Source organism: Alterirhizorhabdus solaris (assembly GCF_007785815.1).
GTDB classification, from domain to species: Bacteria; Pseudomonadota; Alphaproteobacteria; order Sphingomonadales; family Sphingomonadaceae; genus Alterirhizorhabdus; species Alterirhizorhabdus solaris.
In genome coordinates, this window is the sequence record NZ_VNIM01000019.1 from 25,773 (window position 1) to 45,327 (window position 19,555).

Here is a 19,555-nt window from a genome sequence, read left to right on the forward strand (position 1 = left end):
GTCGATCAGGCGATGCGGCTGGCGCGTTGAGCGAAATCGTTCGCAACCCGGGCGCCATACGGGCGCAGAGTGCCCTCTACCGAGAACCGCGACCGCAGGCTGATGCTGGGCACGAGCACGAAGATCACGGCCGAGGCGAAGCGACCACGCTGGATGGCCGTTGCGCTGGCGCCGCGCACCCGGCCAGCCTTGGTCAGGCGAATCCCCGCGGCGACGAGCAGCGTGGGCTTGCCTGGCCGTTCGACCGGAACGAGCTTGATCCCTGTCGCCGCTTCCCATTCGGCAGGCGTCGGCCGCCGCTTGCGCAGGCTCAGCGCCGCCGCCTTGGTCGGCACCGCGATCGTCTGGCCGCTGCGGGCGCCGATCCGGCCGCCCTCGACCTGTCCACGGATCGCACCCTTGGTCCGGTCGCCGCCCTTGGGATAGAGCAGCACGGCCGGCCCCTGGGCGAGGCCCGTCTTCGGGTAGATCTGGCTGTTCCACGCCTTGGCGAGCTTGCCGAGGCCACCGGCCGCCGTCGCCGCCTCGAGCGCGCGCTCCGCATCCTTGCCGACACCGGCGACGGCTGCGCGCTCTGCCTCGAGGACGGCCTTCTCGACGCGCTTGCGGTCCGCACCCAGCTTGGCGAAATCGATCGTCAGTGCGTCGAGGATGTTCGGCATCAGGCTTCTTCCTCCCGGGCGAACGAGTCGAGCAGCATGAAGGCGTCCATCAGCGCCGCCGGCTGGTCGGCGATCGCGCCGGCACAGGGGAGGATCCGCCCGCCCATCTGCCCGCCGTGCGCGCGCGTGGCGAACCACAGGTCGACGACGCTGAACACGCCACGTGGGATCTGGGTCAGGGGGTTCCGCTTCCAGACGGTGCCGGCGATCCACCAGCCTCCCGAAGCCTCGGCGTCATACTCGAAGTCGCGCGGGCGCCGCCGGCACGCCAGCGCCGCTCTCAGTTTCCCGACTGCGCGCCCGCGTAGAGCATGTTGTAGGCGGCACGGCCGGCGACGCGCAGCTCGAACGGGTCGATCGCCGCCATCGCCGCCGGCGTTACCCCGGACCAGTCGCGCGCGTAGGGGGCCGAGACGTTCTCCCAGCCGACACACAACCGCTGGAAGGCAACGACCGGCGCCAGCGCCTCGCGACGCTGCGCCTGCGCGATGAGCGCGCGATAGGCCGGATAATGCTCCGTCATCACCTGCTCGGCTGCCGCGATCAGCGCCAGTTCGTCGTCGGACAGCGCCTCGCCGCCCTCGGCCGCATCACGCTGAGCGATCAGCTGGACGAGCCGCTCGGCATCCTCGGGCGCCGTCTCACCGATCAGCGCATGCACGCCGGCGGTGAAGGCGGCGCGCAGCTGGAACGGATAGACCGCGCCGGCGCGATGCTCGCCAGCGAGCTCGGCCTCGATCAGCTCACGCTCCACCACACCGGCGGCGCGCAACAGGTAGACCGGCACCGGCGTCGCAGCAGCGCGCCACGGGGGCGTCCAGCGAGCCGGCTCGGTAGTCGAGATCGGGATCATGGTCGTTCCCTCAGTAGAAGCAGAGCACGGACTCGGTGTCGCGCGTGTACGCGTCGAAACCGGCGCCGATCGCCTGGATGCCCACCTGCTCGGCGCGCAGGTTGCCGCGCTTGGTCGGATCCGCGCTCACCGGCTGGCCCTTGGGCAGCGTCAGCGACCAGCTGTTGCCCGGGATCGTGCCGGCGCGCAGCACGGCGGGCAGGCGGTTGCCGGCGCCGATGTCGGTATCGAGGTTGCGCGCCGCCACGGTGGTCGCGAGCGGATCAAGCGCCAGCGTCGGCACGCGGCCACCGATCACACCCGGGCCATAGCCCTGCGGCGTGTTCGGATCATCCGGGGACTCGATCGCGTCGCCACCGTTGGACAGGGTCCACTGCGAGATCGGCAGCGGCTTGCGGCCGAGAGATACCGCGAAGGATCCACTCGTGCCCTGCACGAGCGTCGGACCGGAATGGCTGGCGATGACGATCGTGCTCGGGATCGCGATGTCCGCCTTGCCGACGTAGATGCCGGTGAAGCTGAACTCGGCGAAGCCCGGTCGCGCGCTCTGCCCGGTAAGGTTCACGACGCCCCGGCACGCCACAAACTTCCGCAGCACGCCATCCTCGTTGATGTAGATCGTGCCCGAGGGATGATCGGTCAGACGGGAGGCGACGTCACGCGGCGAGGTGCCGGCATAGGTCCAGTTCGCCGGCAGCGTCACCACGCTGGTCGTGTCGATCGGCGGCGCGAAGATATCGTTGATCTCGGCACGTCGGGCGGCGTTGTAGTCGAGGATGATGGTCGTCGTGCCAGCCCCGGCGCCGCTCACAACGCGCAGCGGCATGCCGAGGTAGGCGGCCTGCGCGGCGAGGAACGCCGACGACAGGGTCGCGGTCACCGACGTGCCGGCGCTCACCGTCTCGTTCAGGATTGCCGCGGTGAACTGGCCGCGCCGCCCGCACGCCTGGAGCGCCTGGTGCAACGGCGGCTTCACGCTGGCGGTGTAGGCGACGTTGTTGCCGGCGCCCTTCAGCTTGGAGCGGAAGCTGATCGTTGCGGCCTGCCCGATCACCAGCGGCGCACCGGCCACCAGCGAGCCGGTCGCCTCGTTCGACTGCTCGATCGCGAACGGCGCGTTGTACTCGACCGAGTCCGCCTCGACCGGGATGGCGTCGAGCAGGGCGGACGGGGTCGCGTCAGTGCCCTCCGTCGCTTCCAGCTTCAACATCACCAGGACGTTTTTCGGGCGAATGATGGGATCGGCCATGTCGGGTTCCTCGAATCAGGCGAAGCGCGACGGATCGCCGCGGGGGGTGGAAAATTGGATCTCGAACGAGGTGGCGAAGCCGAGCCGGCGCTCGGAGGCGAGCTCGGCGATCTCGACATCGGTATCGACCTCGTCGACATTCTCGACGGCGCCGGGCAGCTCCTCGAACGGCGTCTCGGTAACGAGGGCGGTGACGACGTCGGCATAGAGCGCGCTCAGCGTTGCGCCGTCGACGCCCTCGCCCTGGACGAACCCGTCGACCATCAGCGTCAGCACGTACCGCGTCGCACCGGCCTCGCCCTCGATCACGCGATGCCCGCGATCGTGGAGGCCGAGCGCGGGGTATGCATCGGGGTCACCGCTCGGGTTGATCTCGATGCACGCGATGCCGGCGATCGCGGCCAGCCGCGCCTCGGCCGCCGCAATGATCTGCCACCGGGCGGCGGTCATTTAACGACCACCACGACCCAGCGGCCGATATCGTCGCGGTCGGTGATGTCGTTCGCCTTCCAGCGCACGCCGGCGCGCTCGATGACGTCGTTCTTGCGCGGCCGCTGCGGCAGCGCGCTCTGCTCGATTTCGAAGCTCACCTGCCGGACGGTGTTGCCCGGGCCGTTGAAGGGCGCCCCGCTCGTGTCGGAATAGATCGCCGTGATCGGCGCGGAGACGAGCCCGCCGCCGGTGTAGAGCACCGGCTTGCGCATCACTGCGTCGATCGCGGCCAGGCCGACAGCGAACGGGTCCGCCATCACTCGGCCTCGGCAGGCTCGACGGCGCGCAGGTCGGCGACGAGCTCGGCTGCGGCTTCCTCGGTGACGTCGTCATCGCCGGCGGAGCCGACCAGCAGATCGGTGCCGGCGTCGCGATAGTGTCCGCGCTTGTCGAGCGCGGGGCCGTGAAGGTGGATCAGGGTCATGGGCGTGCCTCGATGCGATCGCGGCCGGGAGGATGCCCGGCCGCGACGATGGTCGGGATCAGGCGGCCACGCCGTTGAGGCGGACCGCGCAGGTTGCATCGGCGACGGTGGCATCGCCGAGCGCGGCGCCGATCAGCAGGTTCGAGCCCGCCGTCTTGGTCACCAGCTTGGCGGTGTTGTCCCAGTAGAGCTTGGTGCCGGCGGTGAAGTCGGTGCTAGCGGCGGTGCTCTTGGGCAGCGTCCAGACACCGACGACGTCACCCTCGACCGGCGTGCCCTGGGCGGCATCCGACTGGGCAACGGCGAACAGCGAGCCAACCTGGAAGCCGCCACCGGAGGCGACGGCATAGGGGGCAGTGAAGGTGCAGGTGTCGCCCTTGTGGCGATAGTTCTTGGCCATGTCTCGGTTCCCGAAGCAGGGCGCAGGCGGCGCGGCTTACCGGCCGCCTGCGCGTCGTCAGATTATGGTGGCGGCGGCAGAGCCGGCGATCAGCCGGCGCTCTTCCAGAGGCCGCGGTGGTCGATGACGGCAGCCGCGAAATCGAGGCTTGCCTTCATTTCGACGCCGTCGACGGTGAAGCCCATCCGGCTCGACATCTGCACGCCCTCGGAGCCTTCGAGGTACGCATATTCGACCGTGTCGACCTGCGCGTTCGAGGCGGCACCGTACCAGGCGCTGGTGGAGTTGCCGTCGAGCACCGCCTCGACCACCGGATCGAGCGCGGTGCGGCCGCCGGCGCGGAACTCGTTCACGTCGGTCGCCTTGGCCGGCACGAACTGCGAGCTCGTGTACTGGTAGGCCAGCTGCTCCTGCGTGGCCGGCACCAGCAGGTGCTCGGGCATCAGGTTCAGCTCCTCCTTCTGCAGCCCCTTCTGCAGGCGCATGTCCTTGCGCATCGCGGCCAGCGACGTCGGCGAGATCGCGCCGGTGCCAAGGTTGCCGTGATCGGCGTGGAACAGCGGGATCCCGTCCGGCATCACCGGGTTGGACGTGATCTGCGCATAGACCGTCCGGTTCTCGAGCCGGGCGCCGGCGGCCGCAAAGCCGGTGGCGACACGCTCGAGCGCGCGCAGGTCGTCGTTGATGAGCAGCTGCCGGCTGAAGGCGATGATGCGGCCATAGGTTGCGATGCCGTAGCTGACCTTGCCGTCGGTCGCGGTGCCGTACCGGAACTCGCCTGCCTCATTGGTCTTCACGAGGTCCGGCATCGCCGACATCTGAACGATGTCGATGCTGCGGAAGTCAGGCGCGTTCGGCGCGCGCCGTGCCCACAGGCGATAGCTCGGCTGGTTCTCGTCGTAGGCGGCGCGCAGGCGGCGGTGCAGGCCATTGCCGACGAGGTTGGCGAAGTCGCTGCTGGTGTGCAGCGCGCGCTCGGCGATCTCGTTGGCCGACATGCCGCGCACGTTGACGCCGGCGGCGGCGAGATGCTCCTCGGCCATGCGCAGCAGCGACATGCCGCGATAGGCGCGGCCGACCTCGGCGAGCTGGCCACGCGGGGTCATGCGGTGGAGGATCGCTTCCTCCATGCCCCGGCGCTGGGTGTCGCCGGCATCGCGCGTCACCGAAATCCGGCTGTTGGTCGGTGCCGAACTGTCGCGCTCGGCGAAGCGGCGGCCGATATCGGCCATCAGCGCGTCGTTGGTCAGCGGCGTCGCCTCGTGCCGCTCGATCAGCTCGAACGTCGCATCGTCGGTCAGGCCGGCGTTGCGCGAGGCGGTGCGGATCGCCGCGACGGTGACCGTGGCGGGCGCCTGCCGCTGCTGGGTCGTTACGTTCGTCGGCGTGACATCGATCACCGCGTCGGGGGCGCGAGTGCTGGGATCGGCCGGGTTATCGCCGGTCGGCTGCGTAGGCGCAGTCGTCATAGTGGTCTCCTGGGCTGCCGGCGAAGTGCGGCGGATGATGCAGGGGTGTCCGCCCTGCGCGGGCTCTGCGCTTCGCACCTGCGCGCCCACATCGAAGGGCATCGGCACGAAGCTGATCTCGTAGGGCTCCCAGTCGACGGCGCGATAAAGCGCGCGCTGGCCCTCGTTCTCGGTGATCTCGAAGGTGTGGACGAGGTAGCCGACCGACACGTTGCGGATGATGCCGGCAGCGATGTCGGCCGCGATCGGCTTGACGTCATCGCGACTGGAGAGCTGCAGCGTCGCGATACCCTCGCCGCCTTCCATGCGGGCCGAGCCCGGCACGACGACGCCGATCTGGTTGGCAAGCTCGTAGCTGCGATGCGTGTTGAGGACTGGCGCGCCCCGGTTCAGGCGATCGAGGCGGACCGCGCTGGCATCCGTCGACAGCTCTTCGTCGATCTGTTCGTAGCGTGCCCAGGAGAAGCGCGTGCCGCGCGCGCCGGTGGTGAAGACGACATCGACGGTGTTCGCCTCGGGATTGAACGTCTCGCTGCGGATCAGCAGCTGGCGGGTGACCATTTGTGCGTCGACACGCGTTTCGGTGGCCGGTGGCGCGGCGTTCGGCTGGGTCATTGCGATCTCCGGGGTCAGGCCGCGTCGGCGGCGTCGGTGCTGTCGTTGGAGGCCTCGTCGGCCTTTTTCCCGCCGCCTGTGTTGTCGCCCTTGGCGGGGTTCATCACCTTGCGCGGATCGCCGTCGAACATGACGCCGGCACCCAGCGCGGTCTCGGCAGCGGCAATGTCCTCGGCATACTGCGCGAGGAACTCGAGATAGTCGTACCCGCGCTCCTCGACGAGCTGGCTCAGCGTCACCTTGCCCATCCGCAGGTTGGCGAGATCGGCCTGCGCATCCTTGTACGGATCCACCGAGATGAAGCCCGGCGGCGTCCAGCGCCAGCCGAAGTTCGCCGCCGGCAGCAGCTGCGCGGCGAGTGCCGCCTCACGATAGCGCTGCGCGATGACGCGGCAGAGCTTGTGCACGACGACAAGCCACTGGATCCGCTCCATGCGGCGGCGAAACCCGTGATGGCCGGCGCGCCAGCTGGAGTAGTTCACACCCGAAAAGTCGCCGGTGGCATGCTCGTACATCACGCCTGCGGCGGCCGCCGCCTCGCGGAGGTAATATTGCGCCGTCTCGGCAATCCCCGGCGCGTTCGGCGGGGTCGCCATCGTGATATCCTCGCCCGGGAACAGGCGGGTCATCATGCCCGGCTCGAACTTCTCGACGAGGCGGCCGAACTTCTTTGCCAGCGCCTGACCCGTCTTCGGGTCGGTCAGGGCAACACCGTTGTCGCCCTCCTTCTCGGTGATGAAACCGGCCATGCACGAGGCGATGCGCTTGCGGACCAGCTCGGCATCGAGATAGCCGCGCAGATCGCGCAGGGTCATCACCGCCGGCGCTAGCAGCGGCATGCCGCGGTCCTGCCCGGGGCGCAGCTTGTTGTAGAGGTAAACGATCTCGTTCGCCGGTACGCGCTCGCTCTGCATCGAGCGGCTGCGGAACTGGGCGACGTCGCCCGGGTGAGCCGGCAGCAGCCAGTAGGCGACCTTGCGCCCCTTTCCGTCGTACTCGATGCCGCGATCGATATAGCCGCCACCGTTCAGCGAACCGCTCTTCAGTGGGTCGAGGAAGTCGGGCTCCATCACCTGCAGCTGCAGCGGCGCGACCGTCACGCTGGCGTCGAACTGCAGGCGCCGGAAGCGGATGATCGCCGCTCCCGATTCCGCCATGCCCTTCGTCGACAGCCAGAGCAGGCCGTTCAAGTCATGGTCGCCGTCGTGGTCGCAGGCCTCGCTCCATCCGCGCCAGTTGGCCGCGACCTTCTTGGCGTTGCGCCCCTTCAGCCCGGTCGGCGCACCGACGATGCCGGTGCCGACGACATGGTCGGCGAAGGTGTCGACGATCTGAAGCGCCCAGCCGTTGTTGCGCAGCAGATCCCGACAGCGGTTTCGGACGATCTCCTCGCTGGCGCCCACCTCGGCGTTCGCATCGGTGCCGCCGGCCTGCCAGCTGGCGGTGCGATGATCCCGCTTGGCTGCGTCGTAGGCACGGCCGTGCATATCGATGCGCCGGCGCGCCGCAATGCGACGTTCACCGGCACCGGGCGACAGCCAGCCGATGGCCTGGTCGAGCCACGTCACGTCAGAACGACGCCACGGAGGTGCGGCACCGTGCGCCGGCGTCGCTCTGCACGTCGGCCTGGATCATGCGGAGGATCTCGCGCATCTCGGCCAGCGACCGATAGGTTACCTCGCGGCCGTCGGCATAGCGGACCTTCATCGCGCCGGTGGCGATCGCCGTGCGCAGCGCTTCGGCGTCAGCCGTCGTGAACGCCATGTGCGCCTCCATCATAACCAGCTTTCGCCGCTGCCGGCGGCGTCGGACTGCACCCACGCGTCCGGCGGGGCAGCTGCATCGGGTTCAGGCGCCGCCTGGGCGATCCAGCGGCTCGCCACCTGCTCGACCCGCTCGTTCAACCGCAGGCCGAAATGGATCAGGCCCTGCAGGGCAGCATAGGCATAGACCCGGCAGTCGAGCGCCTCGTTCGCCTTGCCCTTGGGGCATTCCCATACGGTGAAGCGCGATCCGGAAACGACCTTCAGCACGCGCCGCTCAACGATGAGCTGCTCGTACCAGGCGAGCTCCCGACGAGCATCGAAGTGCATGAAACCCGGTCCGGGCTCGTGGACCTCTTCCAGTCGCGCCCGGATCGTATCCTTCGCGGCATTCACCCCGATAACGGTGGGCTTGTACTGCGACCGCTTGCGGTTCGACGGTTTGACCGTCGGCCAGACCGGCGCGCGCTGCCCGTTCTTCTCCGACGCGCCCTTGATCGCCCAGATCCGGCGCGCGAGGCGCGCCTTGGCGAATGCATAGACCTCATTGGTGCGGTGGCCGCCCGAATCGATGCACGCCGCCTCGACACCGAATTCCCGGCCGTCCGCCCGGCGGAAGGTGCGCAACAGCTGCTCGTCGACGCGCTCCCATAGCGCGAGGCTCGCGGTGTCGCCGTCGATCACCACGAAGGCGATCGTCCAGCTTTCTTCGTTCGCGCCCCACGCGACAAACTCGAGTTCGACGCGATCGTCCTGCGTATCGCCGCCGACGGTCACGAGGCCGGCACCGTCCGGGATCTCACCCGGCCAGCTCTCGGCCCGCGCCGCCAGCTTCTCGGCGCTTAGATCCTTGCCGGTCGATCGACGGTGCGGCCGGCCGCGCTGCGTGTTGTCGAAGACCACCCGCTGGTCCGGGTCGTCCTTCATGTCGAGCCACTTCGTCGCCTGCTTCGGCGGTGCGTCCTTCGGCCAAGGCGAGAACAGCTTGCCCGCCGTGAAGCTGGCATGCTCGTTATCGACCGGCCATTTACCGCAGTCAGGGCATCGGACCCGGTAGACCGCGTGGCGCGGCCCCGCCCACCAGTCCCAGATCGCCGCGACCGGATCATCGACGCCGCCGCGCCACGCCTCTTCATAGTCAGCCAGCGGGTCGTGATGCTGGCCGCAGCACGCATAAGGCTTCGTCTGGTGCCAGCGGATGGTCGATGCCGTGCCGGAGATCGCGCTGAGCCGCGCGCCCTCGTCCCAGCCGACGCCGCACGCCTCGCAATAGATCCGGGCGGTGCGCGGATGGTGCGCGACGACGTTGCCCGCCTCGTCGAGCGTCTTGTCCCATTCGACGTGGCGGAAGAAATCGAGAAACTGGCGATGCCGGCAGGCGGGACACTCGACCGACGCCTGCCGCTGGTCGCCGGAAATGTAGCTGGCCTCGATCCGGCTCTCACCCTCGATCGTCGGCGAACACACGCGGACCGAAAGATATTCCGAGAACGTGGCCTGCCGCTCGTCGCCCAGCCCGATCGCGTCGCCCTCACGGGTGAGGACGTATTTGTCGACCTCGTCGTACATCGTGATGCACACGGGCCGGCGGGCGAGGTTGTCCGGCGAACCGGCGCCGGCGAGTGCCAGAAAGCCGCCGGGGAAACCCTTGTAGAGCAGCGTCTCCTCGGCCGTGCGCGTCTTGCGCGAACCCATGAGCTCGCGCAGCACCGGCGTCGCCCGGATCATGGGCGAGATCCGCTCTTTCGAGAACTGCTCGGCCGCCGCTTCCTTCGGCTGCACCAGCAGCATCGGCACGGGTTTGACGTGGGCGTGATAGCCGACGATCGTCTCGAGCAACGCGGTCTTGAGCAGCTGCGTGCAAACCATTGCGGTCAGGACGTGAACGCCGGGTTCGGTGACCGCTAGCATCGCCCCGCGCGCCACCTCGACGGTCGACGTCCGCCACTTGCCCGACGTGCTGCCCGCCTCCTTCGCGAGCCGCCGATAACGATCCGCCCAGTCGGGCAGGCTGATGTAGGGCGGAGGGGTCAGGCCGCGGCGCCAAGCGCGCCGCAGCCGGTCATCCTTCGCCGGCTTCTGCGAACTCCGCTTCTGGCTCGCCGAGATCCTGGAGCTGCTGCTGGACATACTTGTTCAGCGCCTCCACCACCGCGTCGGGCGACACGCCCAGCTCGGCGGCGATCATCGGCCCCACCCGCGCCGGCCAGTTCATCCAGGCATCGCGAAACTGGCGGGACTGTTCGAACAGGATGGCCTCGGCGACTTCGATATCGACGAGGTCGCCCGCCTCTTTCCGCGCAGCGAGCAGGTTTTTCGCGGCGAGCGCGTTTTCCTTCACCCGCTCGGCATCGCCCGTCAGCACGAAGCGGCCGGCCAGCACCTCGGCGATGAAGTCGATCGTGTCCTCGACGACGGTGTCGCCATCCTCGAGCGCGTCGGAGAAGGCGATGACCGGGGCTCGCTTGGGCGCAGCGGCTGCCGGCGTCTTCGCTTTGCCGGGGGTGGCAACAGGCGTGGCAACTTTCGCGGTGTTGCCACTGGGGTTGCCACCCCGGTTCTGCTTGCGCCAGCCGCTGCCGGCGAGCGCGGGATCGAGCCGCCCGTCGGCGCTAAGCGGCAGTTTTCCTTCGCGAATTGCCTTCCCGACGAGGGTGTGGCTGCATCCGTCCAGCTTCGCGAACTGCCGCACCGAGACGAGATCGCTCACAGGTGGCAACCCCTTTCAGAACTCATAGCTGGGAAAGCTACGCGCCTTTGCGCCCCGTATACGATTTGGCCCCGGAAGGACCCAAAAGGGGGGGGGCTACCTCAGCCGCACTGGGTTCCACCTGCGAGCGGATCGCTCGAGCAAGGCTTGCCCTTCATCCCCTCACGCGCGCGAACCAAGTTCGACCTGAGCTCGTGCGTCAGCGCCGGCAGCGCGACGACCAGAACGAGCGCCAACAAGGCGGCGAGCAAGCCGTACTCGATTGCTGTCGCACCCTTCACGCAGTTCAGAAGCCTGCGGGGCATTCGACGCTCCTGATCCGCCAAGGCTGGGAACTGATGCACGTAGCCGGCGACGTCTAAGGATCTGGTTAATCCAGCCGTCTGACGATCCGCCGCACCGCCTGTTCGATCGGCAGGCGCACCAGCGGCTCATCCTTGGCAAGCATCAGCATGACCAGCACGCCAACGCACCGGACGAACAGGCGCAGCCCCTCGTCCATCAGCCGCGCCCAAGACGCCGGCATGCGCGGCCGACTTCATCGAGGCCGTCGAGCAGCTGCTCGGTGCGTTGGTGAGGCCGGCGCTCGTCGGCCGCGACCACTGCCAGCGAGCACAGGCGGTCAACCTGCTCGCTGATCTGTTCGGACAGGCTGAGGCGACGCTCGGGGAGTGGCTGGGCCATCATCGCCTCCGGGCAAAGAAAAGCCCGGCGGCCTCTCGACCCCGGGCGCATATTCGGATGGTGGCGATTTGCCCTAAGTTTTGCCGGTCGTCAACCTGAACGATCAGGCGGCCATCGCCACCCGGCCACTGGCGATGGGAACATAGCCCCAGCGCCAGTCATCACGAACCACGACGAGCAACCCCTCGACCTCGACTATCTGGGACAGGCGAAGCTCACGGCAGAGCGCGGCATGGCAGGTCGCTGCCATCCACAGTTCGTCGGGCGCAACCCCATCCCGGTGCGCCGCCGCGACCGCGTCGACCACATCCTGGTGCAGCTGCCGCTCGACCGGCGCCGGGGCTGGCGTGGGCGCGCGCGCCACCGCCGGACGGGGGGCTACCCGCTCCGCCGCTTCCAGCCAGCCCATGAGCTTGCCGAAACGCTGGTGGAGCACATTGGCGCAGAACTTCACGGTCGAGCGCAGGCGCTCCCCCGCCTGGCTGCGCTTCAGCTCGGGAAAGGCGGTGGCGGCGGCCGGACCGAGGGCCTCGTTCCTGCATACGATCGCCTCGAACGCGTCACCCATCGTTTCCCCGAGCATCTTGCGGGCCTCGGCGTAATCGGCCCGGGCGTCGGCGATGGTCTGGAACCGGGCCATCAGACTGTCAGGGGCATGCGCCGCGCCGCCGCCCCCTCGCCCGCCCTCGTAATTGGCGGTGCAGCCGGTCGTGTCCCAGGCGAGCGCCGCGATCTCGGCGTACCAGTCACAGGCCTGCGCCTCGTGGCGCTCGAGCACGCCGGCGCGCTCGAGCAGCTCGACCCGCGTCAGACGGCGCACCGTTTCCGATGCGGTGCGGGTGTGGCCATCAACGATGTTCGTCTCGGCAAGGTGCAGGCGTGCGCTGTCGCGCTGAGCGTGCGGCAGATCGGATGCCGCCGCGGTGTCGGCCAGCACGTCGCGCTTCGCCGTCGTCCGAACCTTCGTGCCCTTGCCCATGTTACCCCCGGTCGGCCGACCCGGGACGGGCAGCGTTCACGGTATGTCGTCGAGTTTATCGAGCAGCGGCAGCCCCCAATCTGCCACCCCCTCGACGATCGGCGCCGGATCGAGGCTGACGATAGAGAGCCCTCGCGCGGCGCAGGCCCGTCGCACGTCGTCGGTCGAATAGTTCGCGAGGCGATCGGTCAGCTGGATCGAGCGCCCAACGCGGCGCGTGTAGGTCAGATACCCGCCGGCCGCGAGCTTCTCGACGTAGCCCTGCACCCGCTTGGACGCGATACCGGCGCGCTCGGCGATGTCCTGATGGCTTGGCGGGATCTCGTGGTCGGCGAAGTACGCGCGGATCGCGCTCAGCACGCGCTGGCTGGTGGAGCGGCTGGACTGCTTCATTCGGCCGCGATCGCCCCCTCGTAGCCATCGAGTGCCTCGTCAATCTCGCCCTGCGTCAGCGCACCACACTTCAAACCCAGCCGTCTCACCTCGGACGACATGCGCCTGATGTCCTCCCCCGTCAGCGGCACCGACGGTGCCCGTTCAATCGGCACCGCCGGTTGTGACAGCAGCAGCGTCCGAAGCCGGCAGGCATCGATCATGCGGTCTGGTGCGGGCACCTTGCGTGCGCACTCCCGGATCTCGGCAACCGACGGGAAAAAACGGCAGGTCTTGGATGCCGCGTCGAAAGCGCGCGCCAGCACGTCCGCGTCGATGTCAGCCAGTGCGATCTGGTACGCTTCGAGCCGCAACTCCACTTCCGGATCTGTGAGCTTTGCAGCCGGATAGAGGATCGCAAGCGTAGCCATGAACTTGGAAATGCGCCCCGGAGTCGAGCCGCGCGGAGCGGCATCGTAGGTCGCCAGCGCGCGCTCGGCGCAGGCCTTGTCCTCGGCATTCAGCACCGGGAGCGCGTCGTTATCCTTCCAGATCGCGTTCACCGCGAGCATGGCGGCGAGCGATGTCGTCAGCTGCGGCGCGGACCATCGGGTTGACGGGGCCGTCTCGCCGGCCACTGTCCTGGTGATGTCGTTGGGCATTCGGGGATCTTTCGTTCCGGGGTTCGTAGACGGTGGTCCAGTTTCGCTCGACGGCGAGATCGATCAGATCCCCCGGCGGCCAACCCGCCTCGGTCAGGTCCACAAGCTTGCGGCAGAGCAGCTCGTAGGCTCGTGGTGTCAGCGTCTGCCGCTTGGCCCGGCGCATCGCCAAGAACCCGGCCCATTGCTCATCGGAGACGGCTGCCGGCGGTGGCATGCCCTTCCAGCGTTTGGCGGATACAGGGCTACCGGGTGCCGGACCCATGGTGCCGCTCGCTTCCGGCTGAGGCTGATCGGATGAAACCGCCATGCCCCCGCCCTCGCGCTCCGAAGAAGGCGTAGCCTTCGAAGGAGAGATGGTGGTTCTTGACGGTTTGTCCGAAGCGGCTTCGGGGGTTGGCGTCGCTGGCTTCGGGGGTGTCGTGCTTTCGGGGCGCAGCGGTTTCGCCCCCGAAGCCGTTTCCGGGGTGCGGTCAGGGTGAACAGTGTAAAGCACCCCCTTGCCCGGCCGCTCCGTGCGCGACAGGTGACCAGCGACGACAAGCGATTTAACGGCCGCCTGAACGGTCCGGTCCGTCTTGCTGCACTTCGCCGCCAGCGATGCCATTGAGGGCCAGCAGACACCCTCGTCGTTCGCGCAGTCCGCCAGCGCGAGGAGAACGATCTTCTCGCTGTCGGGCAGTGCGAGCGACCACACTGCACTCATGATGCGGATGCTCATATGCGGAAAGGCCGCGCCAGATCGGCCGCCGCTGGACGCCAAGGCCGGGGCCGCATGCCCTCCGGCTCGTGGCATCGCCAGCAGGTGACGTTGTCGAGCGCCGGCGCCGGCCGATCCTCTCGCGCGCCGCACATGCATACGAAAGCAATCAGGCCGGCAGGCGTAGTGGCAGGGTGGATGTACGCCCACGTCGACGACGCCAGCGCCGGCGCCACCGGTTTACAGGCCGGCTCATTCGGCGGGCAGACAGGCGCCGCGGGTTGATGCTTCGCCGGCGCCGGTTGACGCCGGGGCGCCACCGCCGGCGCCAGGTCCGCGTCGCCGAACAGGTCGAACATCCCGCTCATGGTCGAGCCGCCTTCCACGCCTCGAAGGCGACCGCGTGCGTGGGGCACAGATCCTTGCCCGCCGCCGGCGACGTGCTGCAGCCCGCACACAAGGGAGCGTCGCAGGTGCCGCTCTTGCGGGTGGTGACCTTCCAGTCGCAGGCCAAGGTCGCCGGCCGGCCGCATTTGCAGCGCTGGCGCCGCCGCGACGAGCAGACGATCGCGGAGCCGCCGCCCGGGAGGGTGATATGGTCGCACGTCATGCGAAGAGGTCCAGTTGCGGGCCGGCCGTGAACGGCAGGGCGATGGGTGGTGGCCGCATGTCTATCGGGGCCGGGGCCGGCGCATTGACGCGTCCGGGGGCGCGACAAGCATCATCGGCCCGATCGGCGCGCACCTCGTACCGCGCGGCCGTTTCGTGATCGCCGAAGCGTCGGCAGACCATCGCGCTGTAGATCATGCCCGCACGCTTGCTGCGCATGAACCAGATCGGGTCCGCACGGGCGCCGGCCTCCGCCTCGGCCTGATAGCGGCCGAAGTCGCCCATGCCGGTTGCGGGCAAGGCCTCGTCGGCGGCGATCGGGGCGGCCGGTGCCGGCGCGGGCTCCTCCGCCGGCGCGGCGGGCGCAGCGGCCAGCCGCGCGCGCAGGCCGTCCACGACCGACTCGAGGCCGCCGGCGCGATTGATGATCGACTGGCGCGTGCAGGCAATGCGCTGCATCTGCGCCGCCTGCTCGCCCCATGCGGCGATCGATCGCTCGAGCCATGATCGCTCGCCGGGCGTCACGCACGCACCTGCTCGAACTTGACCTGCTTCTCGGGTCCGACATGGGATGTTGCGCTGTAGGCATAGCCAAGCGAGTAGATGCCCGCACGGTCGACGTGCACCGTGTAGCCGGCGCAGTCGGGCCGCCACCAGGCGCGATGCTCCCCTGACCAGATCCTCACGGGCTGGGCCGCGAAGAACGCGACCAGCGGCGCCGTCAGCGCCTCGAGCGCGATGCGCGGCGCTGGGTCATAGTCCAGCGCCGTAGGGTGTGAGTTGGCGGCGTGGCGCCTGCCGGCGAACCGGACGCGGACATAGTGCTGCTGCGAACGGCCCGGCCGGGCGATCACGCAATCCTCGCCGGTTTCGAGATGGCGAGCCGCGCGACCGACGATCGGGTCCACCCCGTAGCGGCGTCGGACGTAGTCGTAGGCGGCGACCATTAGTGCGTCACCCGCGAGGCGCTGACGTTCTCGATGTCGATCTCACCGCCGGACCCAGGGCAGTCGTCATCGAAGCGACCGCGCGCAATCTTCTGGGCCTGCTCCTCGGTGTCGGCGCGGATGTCGTAGGTCTCGGTTTCATAAGTCGTCTCGGACCATTCGACCTCCACGCGCCAAACGATGGCGCTCTCAGGATCCTCGACCTCGAACAGCTTCCACTGCGGATCATAGTGCTGGCGCACGCCGGCGGCCGCAGTGCCGAACCCGGGGAGGTTCGCCAGATCCTGAAGCGATGGCTTGCCGGCGCCCATCACTGCAGCCCCAGCGCGTTGCGGTAGGTTTCGAGCAGCGCGTCCATCTCATCGCGCGCATCCTTCTCCATCTTCCGGAGCCGGATGACGCTGCGCATGGTCTTGCTGTCGAACCCCTGCGACTTGGCCTCGAGGTAGACGTCGCGGATGTCGTCGCTCATCCCCTTCTTCTCTTCCTCGAGCCGCTCGATGCGTTCGATGAAGAGGCGCAGTTGCTCGGCTGCCACGTTGTCGGACATCAACCGTCCTCCCGCTCGTCAGCGGGGGTTTCGTCAACGCCGTCGCAGCCGTTCTCGACGGCCCGCTCTGCCGCCTTGTCGAGCATCCGGTGGACCGGCGTCGTGCCGTCCTCCTCTTCATGCTCAAGCTCGGCCGCGATCGCGGCGGCAAAGGCCTCGGGATCGGTGACGACGAGCTCAACCTCGTCCCAGAAATCGGACCCATTGGTGACGGCATGAACCAGAAGGCCCGTGCCGATGGAGATGAGCAGGCGGCCGTCAACGATTTCGACGGAAAGCTGCTGGTCTTGGAAATCACTCATGCTGATGCTCCGATGCGGCCACGCGCGCGGCGTGGCGGGGTCATGGGTTGCGGCGCTACGGTGGCGCGGCCGGTGGCGACGATCGTCACCACCTTGCGGCCGCGCGAGCCCGCGATCGTAATGAGGCCCGTCGATTGGAGACGGTCGAGCATCTCCGTTCCACGACACGGCGAGAGCCCGAAGCGCTCGGCTATTGCCGTGCCGGACGGGCAAGCATCGCCATGCGCAGCGCACGCCTCGAGCCACCTGAGCAGCGCCGCGTTCCTGCGGTCGGCCACGGCGCTCATGCCGCTGCCCTCCCCAGCCCGCGGAACTCAAGATAGCTCTCGAGGCCGAGGTCGATCAGCGCGGTGACGAATTCGTCGAAGGGGCGCGGATCCTCACGAGCCGCGCGGAGCACGGCGGCGCGCAGCTTGGGCTTCCCGGCGGGCTCGGGGGCGATGGTCGCCCCGGCCGGCGGCCCTGCCAGCGCCACGTCCAGCAATTCGGCGGCGAACCTCCCGGTGGCGACGTTGCGCTGGGCGGCCATCTCCTTGACCTGCTCGAAGACGGCTGGCGTCACCATCGCGCCGAGCGTCTTCCGTTTTTCGGCGCGTTCCGGCGCGGTCGTGACGGGAAGCGATGCAGGTTCGGGTGGGGGCGGTGCCGGGGCCGGGGCCGGTGCCGGTGCCGGTGATGGCGTGACCGGCCGGCCAACGATGCCCGCGATCTTCGCGACGATCGCGTCCACCTCAGGATCATCGGCGGCGATCGCTCGCTTCCCCGGGGTGGGAAGCGGGCGGGCCGCCTGGATCGCGCCGGGCGCCCGACGTCCCAGCGTGATCTCACGTACCCCGCCGGTTGTGCGAACGGTCAGCTTGCCCTCATCGGCAAGGTCCGCCAGCAGCGTCCGCGCCAGCTCGGTCGACCGGAAGCCGTATTCGTCGGCTACCTGGGCGTCGGTGGGAAGAGGCTCGCCATGCTCGATCGCGTGGGTGATCCACGCCAGCAGCTTCTGCTTGTTCGCGCGGGAGTGCGTCATGCCGCCGCCCTCCCCTCGCCCGCATCTTCGTCGGCCATCCGCTCGTAAAGCGTCGGACCGGCCTCCGTCTCGATGAAGCGCAGGTAGGCGGGCACCCAGCGGCGGGCGTGCGTTACCGTGCCGGGCATCATGCCGAACTCGCGCTGCGCGTCGTCGTCGGCGCGGAAGAAACGCTCACACGCGCGGCTGATCTCGCCGGTCGGCAGCTTCTCGATGGCCTTGGCGATCACCGGGTTCACCTCGGCGACGGCCGCGATGCGCCACTTTTTCGCCAGCCGGTCGAAGAACGTCGCGTCGGGCGACCACAGCGCGCGGATCTCCTCGTCACCCAGCCCGAGCATGAAGCCGAGCTGGTCGTGCAGCACGTTGCCGAAGCCCGGCGCCGCCAGCGTGCGCGATAGGATCAGGCCGGTGGCGAGCGCCGCCGCGAAGCCGCGCGTGTGCGCCGGCGCCTCGCTGAACATGGCGAAGGCCGCCTGCAGGTCAGGCTCGGTGATCCAGGCGGCATCCTTTGCCGACAGGAGGCACGCGGCCACCGACCTGAGGCAGGCATGGTCCTTCAGCTGCTCGCGTACCGCCGCGTCGTCGTGGATCATCTGCGGCAGCGCGTGGACACCCAGCGCGGCCGACGTCTCGCGGGCGAGCAGGTTGCGCAGCGTCGTGAAGACGAGGAAGTCGTTGGCGATCTGGAACGCGCCCGGCTTGGCCACCGCCTCGGTGCCGTCGAGCAGCGCCGCCTGCAGGATCATGCGGCGCGTGATGCGCACCGCGTCGATCGCGGCCGAGGTCAGGCCGTGATCAGCCTTCGCCGCCGCCTCGATCGAGCGATGCTGCTCGACCACCGCGCCGGTTCCATCGGCACCGGCATCCTCGCGCCAGCCCTCGGGGCGGTAATAGCCGCGCAGCTGGAGGCCGCCCTCGCCTTCCACCGCCACCGCGACGATCGGGCCGGCCGGCAGCTGCTTCTCGGCGCCGTCGACGATCGCCTCGCTTTCCGCCTCGATCCTGTCGCGCTCGGCGAGCAGCCGCTCGACCTCTGGCTGGTCGCCCTCGACGTTGGCGACGATCCCCTCGTCGGCCGGCTCGGCGATCTGCTCGAGGCGATCGTGGATCACGTCGCAACGCTCGTCGATCTCACGCCGCCGCGCGCGCTGCTCGTCGGTCAACACCGGCTCGAACTCGACCCTCGCACGGCTCCAGCTTGGCGCGATCGTCTCGACCTCGCTGACGCACGCCGGGACCGCGTCGAGGATCTTCGCCTTTTCCTCCTCGATGCGGGCGAAATAGAGATCGCCGAGCGTGCCGGGGTGGACGATGCGAACCTGCCCGTCGGCGAACAGATCCTCCTCGATCGCACCGCCAGCGCCGACGTAGGCATCGCGGCCGACGAGGCGCAGCATCTTCGCGAGATCGTAGGCGGAGCCGCTCGTTTGGATCGCGCGTCGAATCGAGTGTGCATGGTGGTACCCGCCCGCCCGCTGCGCCTCGAACACCCTGTGCTGCAACGCCTGATCGGCGGTGCTGCCGTAGGCCTCCACCGCGTCACGCGACATGCCGGCTGCGGCATAGACCTCGAGAATGGCGGGATGCACCTGCCCGAGCCTCATCTGCCGGCGCACGTGCTTTTCGGTCGTGCCAAAGCGGTGCGCGATGGCCGCCGTGTCCATCGCCGGATCCGCGGCCAGCTTGGCGAAGGCGCGGAACTCCTCGATCGGCGGCAGCGCCACCCGCGCGGTGTTCTCGATCACCGAGATCTCGGTCGACCGCCCGGCCTCCTCGTCGCGGACGACCACCTCGACGGGATGGTCGGCCGGGATCGCGTCGCGATCGCGCAGGGCCTGCAACGCGCGCAGCCGCCGCCCGCCCGCCAGCACGCCGTAGCGCCCGGTCGCCTTGCCCTTCGCGGTCGTGACGGTGTGGACGATCAGCGGCGACAGCATGCCGTGCGCGAGGATCGAGGCCTCGAGGTCGGCAGTGCCGCTGCCGTCGTCGTGCTGGCGGACGTTCATCGGCGAAAGCTCGAGCTTGCCGAGGGGGACGGGGATGCTCATGGGTGGGTCGCTCCGATCGTGTTCGGGGTGAACGGAGGCGC

Annotated in this window: 30 protein-coding genes; all 30 read right to left on the reverse strand. The window is 69.0% G+C overall.

Annotated features, from left to right (window positions below):
* Positions 1 to 5: 5 nt before the first annotated feature.
* The gene (locus tag FOY91_RS06710) at positions 6 to 662 is read right to left on the reverse strand and encodes a DUF6441 family protein (protein WP_145149381.1); all 657 of its coding nucleotides are present in this window, start codon (positions 660 to 662) and stop codon (positions 6 to 8) included.
* Complete coding sequence (locus FOY91_RS21580; protein ID WP_162527161.1) at positions 662 to 820, reverse strand: hypothetical protein; 159 nt, start codon at positions 818 to 820, stop codon at positions 662 to 664. Before FOY91_RS21580 ends, FOY91_RS06710 begins: the two co-directional genes overlap by 1 nt.
* Before the next feature lie 122 nt (positions 821 to 942).
* A complete protein-coding gene (locus tag FOY91_RS06715) occupies positions 943 to 1,515 on the reverse strand; it encodes a hypothetical protein (protein ID WP_145149383.1) in 573 nt (190 codons plus the stop codon).
* Positions 1,516 to 1,525: 10 nt separating this feature from the next.
* Positions 1,526 to 2,764, reverse strand: a complete 1,239-nt coding sequence (locus FOY91_RS06720) for a hypothetical protein (protein WP_145149385.1) — start codon at positions 2,762 to 2,764, stop codon at positions 1,526 to 1,528.
* Between the two features lie 15 nt (positions 2,765 to 2,779).
* A complete protein-coding gene (locus FOY91_RS06725) occupies positions 2,780 to 3,214 on the reverse strand; it encodes a hypothetical protein (RefSeq protein ID WP_145149387.1) in 435 nt (144 codons plus the stop codon).
* Positions 3,211 to 3,513 carry a head-tail joining protein gene (locus tag FOY91_RS06730; RefSeq protein ID WP_145149389.1) on the reverse strand — a complete coding sequence of 101 codons (303 nt, stop codon included), beginning with the start codon at positions 3,511 to 3,513 and terminating at the stop codon, positions 3,211 to 3,213. Before FOY91_RS06730 ends, FOY91_RS06725 begins: the two co-directional genes overlap by 4 nt.
* Complete coding sequence (locus FOY91_RS21585; protein ID WP_162527162.1) at positions 3,513 to 3,680, reverse strand: hypothetical protein; 168 nt, start codon at positions 3,678 to 3,680, stop codon at positions 3,513 to 3,515. The genes FOY91_RS06730 and FOY91_RS21585 overlap by 1 nt, the downstream gene beginning before the upstream one ends.
* A gap of 58 nt (positions 3,681 to 3,738) precedes the next feature.
* The gene (locus FOY91_RS06735; RefSeq protein WP_145149391.1) at positions 3,739 to 4,080 is read right to left on the reverse strand and encodes a DUF2190 family protein; all 342 of its coding nucleotides are present in this window, start codon (positions 4,078 to 4,080) and stop codon (positions 3,739 to 3,741) included.
* Between the two features lie 89 nt (positions 4,081 to 4,169).
* Positions 4,170 to 6,164: a prohead protease/major capsid protein fusion protein gene (locus FOY91_RS06740; protein ID WP_145149393.1), complete on the reverse strand. Its 1,995-nt coding sequence runs from the start codon at positions 6,162 to 6,164 to the stop codon at positions 4,170 to 4,172.
* A gap of 14 nt (positions 6,165 to 6,178) precedes the next feature.
* Complete coding sequence (locus tag FOY91_RS06745) at positions 6,179 to 7,732, reverse strand: phage portal protein (RefSeq protein ID WP_145149395.1); 1,554 nt, start codon at positions 7,730 to 7,732, stop codon at positions 6,179 to 6,181.
* Between the two features lies 1 nt (position 7,733).
* Positions 7,734 to 7,928: a phage head-tail joining protein gene (locus tag FOY91_RS06750; RefSeq protein WP_145149397.1), complete on the reverse strand. Its 195-nt coding sequence runs from the start codon at positions 7,926 to 7,928 to the stop codon at positions 7,734 to 7,736.
* 11 nt (positions 7,929 to 7,939) lie between these two features.
* On the reverse strand, positions 7,940 to 10,057 hold the full coding sequence (locus FOY91_RS06755) for a phage terminase large subunit family protein (protein ID WP_238995285.1): 2,118 nt from the start codon (positions 10,055 to 10,057) through the stop codon (positions 7,940 to 7,942).
* Positions 9,990 to 10,637 (reverse strand): hypothetical protein, encoded by a 648-nt coding sequence (locus FOY91_RS06760; RefSeq protein ID WP_145149399.1) that lies wholly within the window; start codon positions 10,635 to 10,637, stop codon positions 9,990 to 9,992. Before FOY91_RS06760 ends, FOY91_RS06755 begins: the two co-directional genes overlap by 68 nt.
* Before the next feature lie 101 nt (positions 10,638 to 10,738).
* Entirely contained in the window at positions 10,739 to 10,942 is a 204-nt protein-coding gene (locus FOY91_RS06765; RefSeq protein WP_145149400.1) for a Flp family type IVb pilin, read from the reverse strand.
* Between the two features lie 65 nt (positions 10,943 to 11,007).
* Positions 11,008 to 11,139, reverse strand: coding sequence for a hypothetical protein (locus FOY91_RS22585; RefSeq protein WP_275265941.1), 132 nt, complete (start codon positions 11,137 to 11,139; stop codon positions 11,008 to 11,010).
* Entirely contained in the window at positions 11,139 to 11,321 is a 183-nt protein-coding gene (locus tag FOY91_RS06770) for a hypothetical protein (protein ID WP_145149402.1), read from the reverse strand. Before FOY91_RS06770 ends, FOY91_RS22585 begins: the two co-directional genes overlap by 1 nt.
* A 103-nt stretch (positions 11,322 to 11,424) precedes the next feature.
* On the reverse strand, positions 11,425 to 12,300 hold the full coding sequence (locus FOY91_RS06775; protein WP_145149404.1) for a hypothetical protein: 876 nt from the start codon (positions 12,298 to 12,300) through the stop codon (positions 11,425 to 11,427).
* A gap of 36 nt (positions 12,301 to 12,336) precedes the next feature.
* On the reverse strand, positions 12,337 to 12,693 hold the full coding sequence (locus tag FOY91_RS06780) for a LexA family protein (RefSeq protein WP_145149407.1): 357 nt from the start codon (positions 12,691 to 12,693) through the stop codon (positions 12,337 to 12,339).
* A complete protein-coding gene (locus FOY91_RS21590; protein WP_162527163.1) occupies positions 12,690 to 13,244 on the reverse strand; it encodes a hypothetical protein in 555 nt (184 codons plus the stop codon). Before FOY91_RS21590 ends, FOY91_RS06780 begins: the two co-directional genes overlap by 4 nt.
* On the reverse strand, positions 13,213 to 14,055 hold the full coding sequence (locus tag FOY91_RS06785) for a helix-turn-helix domain-containing protein (RefSeq protein ID WP_162527164.1): 843 nt from the start codon (positions 14,053 to 14,055) through the stop codon (positions 13,213 to 13,215). Before FOY91_RS06785 ends, FOY91_RS21590 begins: the two co-directional genes overlap by 32 nt.
* A complete protein-coding gene (locus FOY91_RS21595; RefSeq protein ID WP_162527165.1) occupies positions 14,052 to 14,402 on the reverse strand; it encodes a hypothetical protein in 351 nt (116 codons plus the stop codon). Before FOY91_RS21595 ends, FOY91_RS06785 begins: the two co-directional genes overlap by 4 nt.
* Complete coding sequence (locus FOY91_RS06790; RefSeq protein WP_145149410.1) at positions 14,399 to 14,644, reverse strand: hypothetical protein; 246 nt, start codon at positions 14,642 to 14,644, stop codon at positions 14,399 to 14,401. Before FOY91_RS06790 ends, FOY91_RS21595 begins: the two co-directional genes overlap by 4 nt.
* Entirely contained in the window at positions 14,641 to 15,168 is a 528-nt protein-coding gene (locus tag FOY91_RS06795) for a hypothetical protein (protein WP_145149412.1), read from the reverse strand. Before FOY91_RS06795 ends, FOY91_RS06790 begins: the two co-directional genes overlap by 4 nt.
* Positions 15,165 to 15,590 (reverse strand): hypothetical protein, encoded by a 426-nt coding sequence (locus FOY91_RS06800; RefSeq protein ID WP_145149414.1) that lies wholly within the window; start codon positions 15,588 to 15,590, stop codon positions 15,165 to 15,167. Before FOY91_RS06800 ends, FOY91_RS06795 begins: the two co-directional genes overlap by 4 nt.
* Positions 15,590 to 15,901, reverse strand: a complete 312-nt coding sequence (locus tag FOY91_RS06805) for a hypothetical protein (protein ID WP_145149416.1) — start codon at positions 15,899 to 15,901, stop codon at positions 15,590 to 15,592. Before FOY91_RS06805 ends, FOY91_RS06800 begins: the two co-directional genes overlap by 1 nt.
* On the reverse strand, positions 15,901 to 16,140 hold the full coding sequence (locus tag FOY91_RS06810; protein ID WP_145149418.1) for a DUF2312 domain-containing protein: 240 nt from the start codon (positions 16,138 to 16,140) through the stop codon (positions 15,901 to 15,903). Before FOY91_RS06810 ends, FOY91_RS06805 begins: the two co-directional genes overlap by 1 nt.
* Entirely contained in the window at positions 16,140 to 16,442 is a 303-nt protein-coding gene (locus FOY91_RS06815) for a hypothetical protein (protein WP_145149420.1), read from the reverse strand. The genes FOY91_RS06810 and FOY91_RS06815 overlap by 1 nt, the downstream gene beginning before the upstream one ends.
* Complete coding sequence (locus FOY91_RS06820; RefSeq protein ID WP_145149422.1) at positions 16,439 to 16,729, reverse strand: helix-turn-helix domain-containing protein; 291 nt, start codon at positions 16,727 to 16,729, stop codon at positions 16,439 to 16,441. The genes FOY91_RS06815 and FOY91_RS06820 overlap by 4 nt, the downstream gene beginning before the upstream one ends.
* Positions 16,726 to 17,463 carry a hypothetical protein gene (locus tag FOY91_RS06825; RefSeq protein ID WP_145149424.1) on the reverse strand — a complete coding sequence of 246 codons (738 nt, stop codon included), beginning with the start codon at positions 17,461 to 17,463 and terminating at the stop codon, positions 16,726 to 16,728. The genes FOY91_RS06820 and FOY91_RS06825 overlap by 4 nt, the downstream gene beginning before the upstream one ends.
* Complete coding sequence (locus FOY91_RS06830) at positions 17,460 to 19,514, reverse strand: ParB/RepB/Spo0J family partition protein (protein WP_145149426.1); 2,055 nt, start codon at positions 19,512 to 19,514, stop codon at positions 17,460 to 17,462. The genes FOY91_RS06825 and FOY91_RS06830 overlap by 4 nt, the downstream gene beginning before the upstream one ends.
* Positions 19,515 to 19,555 lie beyond the last annotated feature (41 nt).

Coding starts and splice junctions, on each gene's coding strand:
- FOY91_RS06805 (WP_145149416.1), bottom strand. CDS start 15,901: ATGGGCGCCGGCAAGCCATCGCTTCAGGATCTGGCGAACCTCCCCGGG.
- FOY91_RS06820 (WP_145149422.1), bottom strand. CDS start 16,729: ATGAGCGCCGTGGCCGACCGCAGGAACGCGGCGCTGCTCAGGTGGCTC.
- FOY91_RS06730 (WP_145149389.1), bottom strand. CDS start 3,513: ATGGCGGACCCGTTCGCTGTCGGCCTGGCCGCGATCGACGCAGTGATG.
- FOY91_RS06785 (WP_162527164.1), bottom strand. CDS start 14,055: ATGAGCATCCGCATCATGAGTGCAGTGTGGTCGCTCGCACTGCCCGAC.
- FOY91_RS06755 (WP_238995285.1), bottom strand. CDS start 10,057: ATGTCCAGCAGCAGCTCCAGGATCTCGGCGAGCCAGAAGCGGAGTTCG.
- FOY91_RS21585 (WP_162527162.1), bottom strand. CDS start 3,680: ATGACCCTGATCCACCTTCACGGCCCCGCGCTCGACAAGCGCGGACAC.
- FOY91_RS06815 (WP_145149420.1), bottom strand. CDS start 16,442: ATGAGTGATTTCCAAGACCAGCAGCTTTCCGTCGAAATCGTTGACGGC.
- FOY91_RS06715 (WP_145149383.1), bottom strand. CDS start 1,515: ATGATCCCGATCTCGACTACCGAGCCGGCTCGCTGGACGCCCCCGTGG.
- FOY91_RS06790 (WP_145149410.1), bottom strand. CDS start 14,644: ATGACGTGCGACCATATCACCCTCCCGGGCGGCGGCTCCGCGATCGTC.
- FOY91_RS21590 (WP_162527163.1), bottom strand. CDS start 13,244: ATGCTCGCGGTGAACGCGATCTGGAAGGATAACGACGCGCTCCCGGTG.
- FOY91_RS06750 (WP_145149397.1), bottom strand. CDS start 7,928: ATGGCGTTCACGACGGCTGACGCCGAAGCGCTGCGCACGGCGATCGCC.
- FOY91_RS06825 (WP_145149424.1), bottom strand. CDS start 17,463: ATGACGCACTCCCGCGCGAACAAGCAGAAGCTGCTGGCGTGGATCACC.
- FOY91_RS06765 (WP_145149400.1), bottom strand. CDS start 10,942: ATGCCCCGCAGGCTTCTGAACTGCGTGAAGGGTGCGACAGCAATCGAG.
- FOY91_RS06740 (WP_145149393.1), bottom strand. CDS start 6,164: ATGACCCAGCCGAACGCCGCGCCACCGGCCACCGAAACGCGTGTCGAC.
- FOY91_RS06800 (WP_145149414.1), bottom strand. CDS start 15,590: ATGGTCGCCGCCTACGACTACGTCCGACGCCGCTACGGGGTGGACCCG.
- FOY91_RS06775 (WP_145149404.1), bottom strand. CDS start 12,300: ATGGGCAAGGGCACGAAGGTTCGGACGACGGCGAAGCGCGACGTGCTG.
- FOY91_RS06735 (WP_145149391.1), bottom strand. CDS start 4,080: ATGGCCAAGAACTATCGCCACAAGGGCGACACCTGCACCTTCACTGCC.
- FOY91_RS22585 (WP_275265941.1), bottom strand. CDS start 11,139: ATGGACGAGGGGCTGCGCCTGTTCGTCCGGTGCGTTGGCGTGCTGGTC.
- FOY91_RS06710 (WP_145149381.1), bottom strand. CDS start 662: ATGCCGAACATCCTCGACGCACTGACGATCGATTTCGCCAAGCTGGGT.
- FOY91_RS06810 (WP_145149418.1), bottom strand. CDS start 16,140: ATGTCCGACAACGTGGCAGCCGAGCAACTGCGCCTCTTCATCGAACGC.
- FOY91_RS06780 (WP_145149407.1), bottom strand. CDS start 12,693: ATGAAGCAGTCCAGCCGCTCCACCAGCCAGCGCGTGCTGAGCGCGATC.
- FOY91_RS06725 (WP_145149387.1), bottom strand. CDS start 3,214: ATGACCGCCGCCCGGTGGCAGATCATTGCGGCGGCCGAGGCGCGGCTG.
- FOY91_RS21595 (WP_162527165.1), bottom strand. CDS start 14,402: ATGAGCGGGATGTTCGACCTGTTCGGCGACGCGGACCTGGCGCCGGCG.
- FOY91_RS06830 (WP_145149426.1), bottom strand. CDS start 19,514: ATGAGCATCCCCGTCCCCCTCGGCAAGCTCGAGCTTTCGCCGATGAAC.
- FOY91_RS06770 (WP_145149402.1), bottom strand. CDS start 11,321: ATGGCCCAGCCACTCCCCGAGCGTCGCCTCAGCCTGTCCGAACAGATC.
- FOY91_RS06720 (WP_145149385.1), bottom strand. CDS start 2,764: ATGGCCGATCCCATCATTCGCCCGAAAAACGTCCTGGTGATGTTGAAG.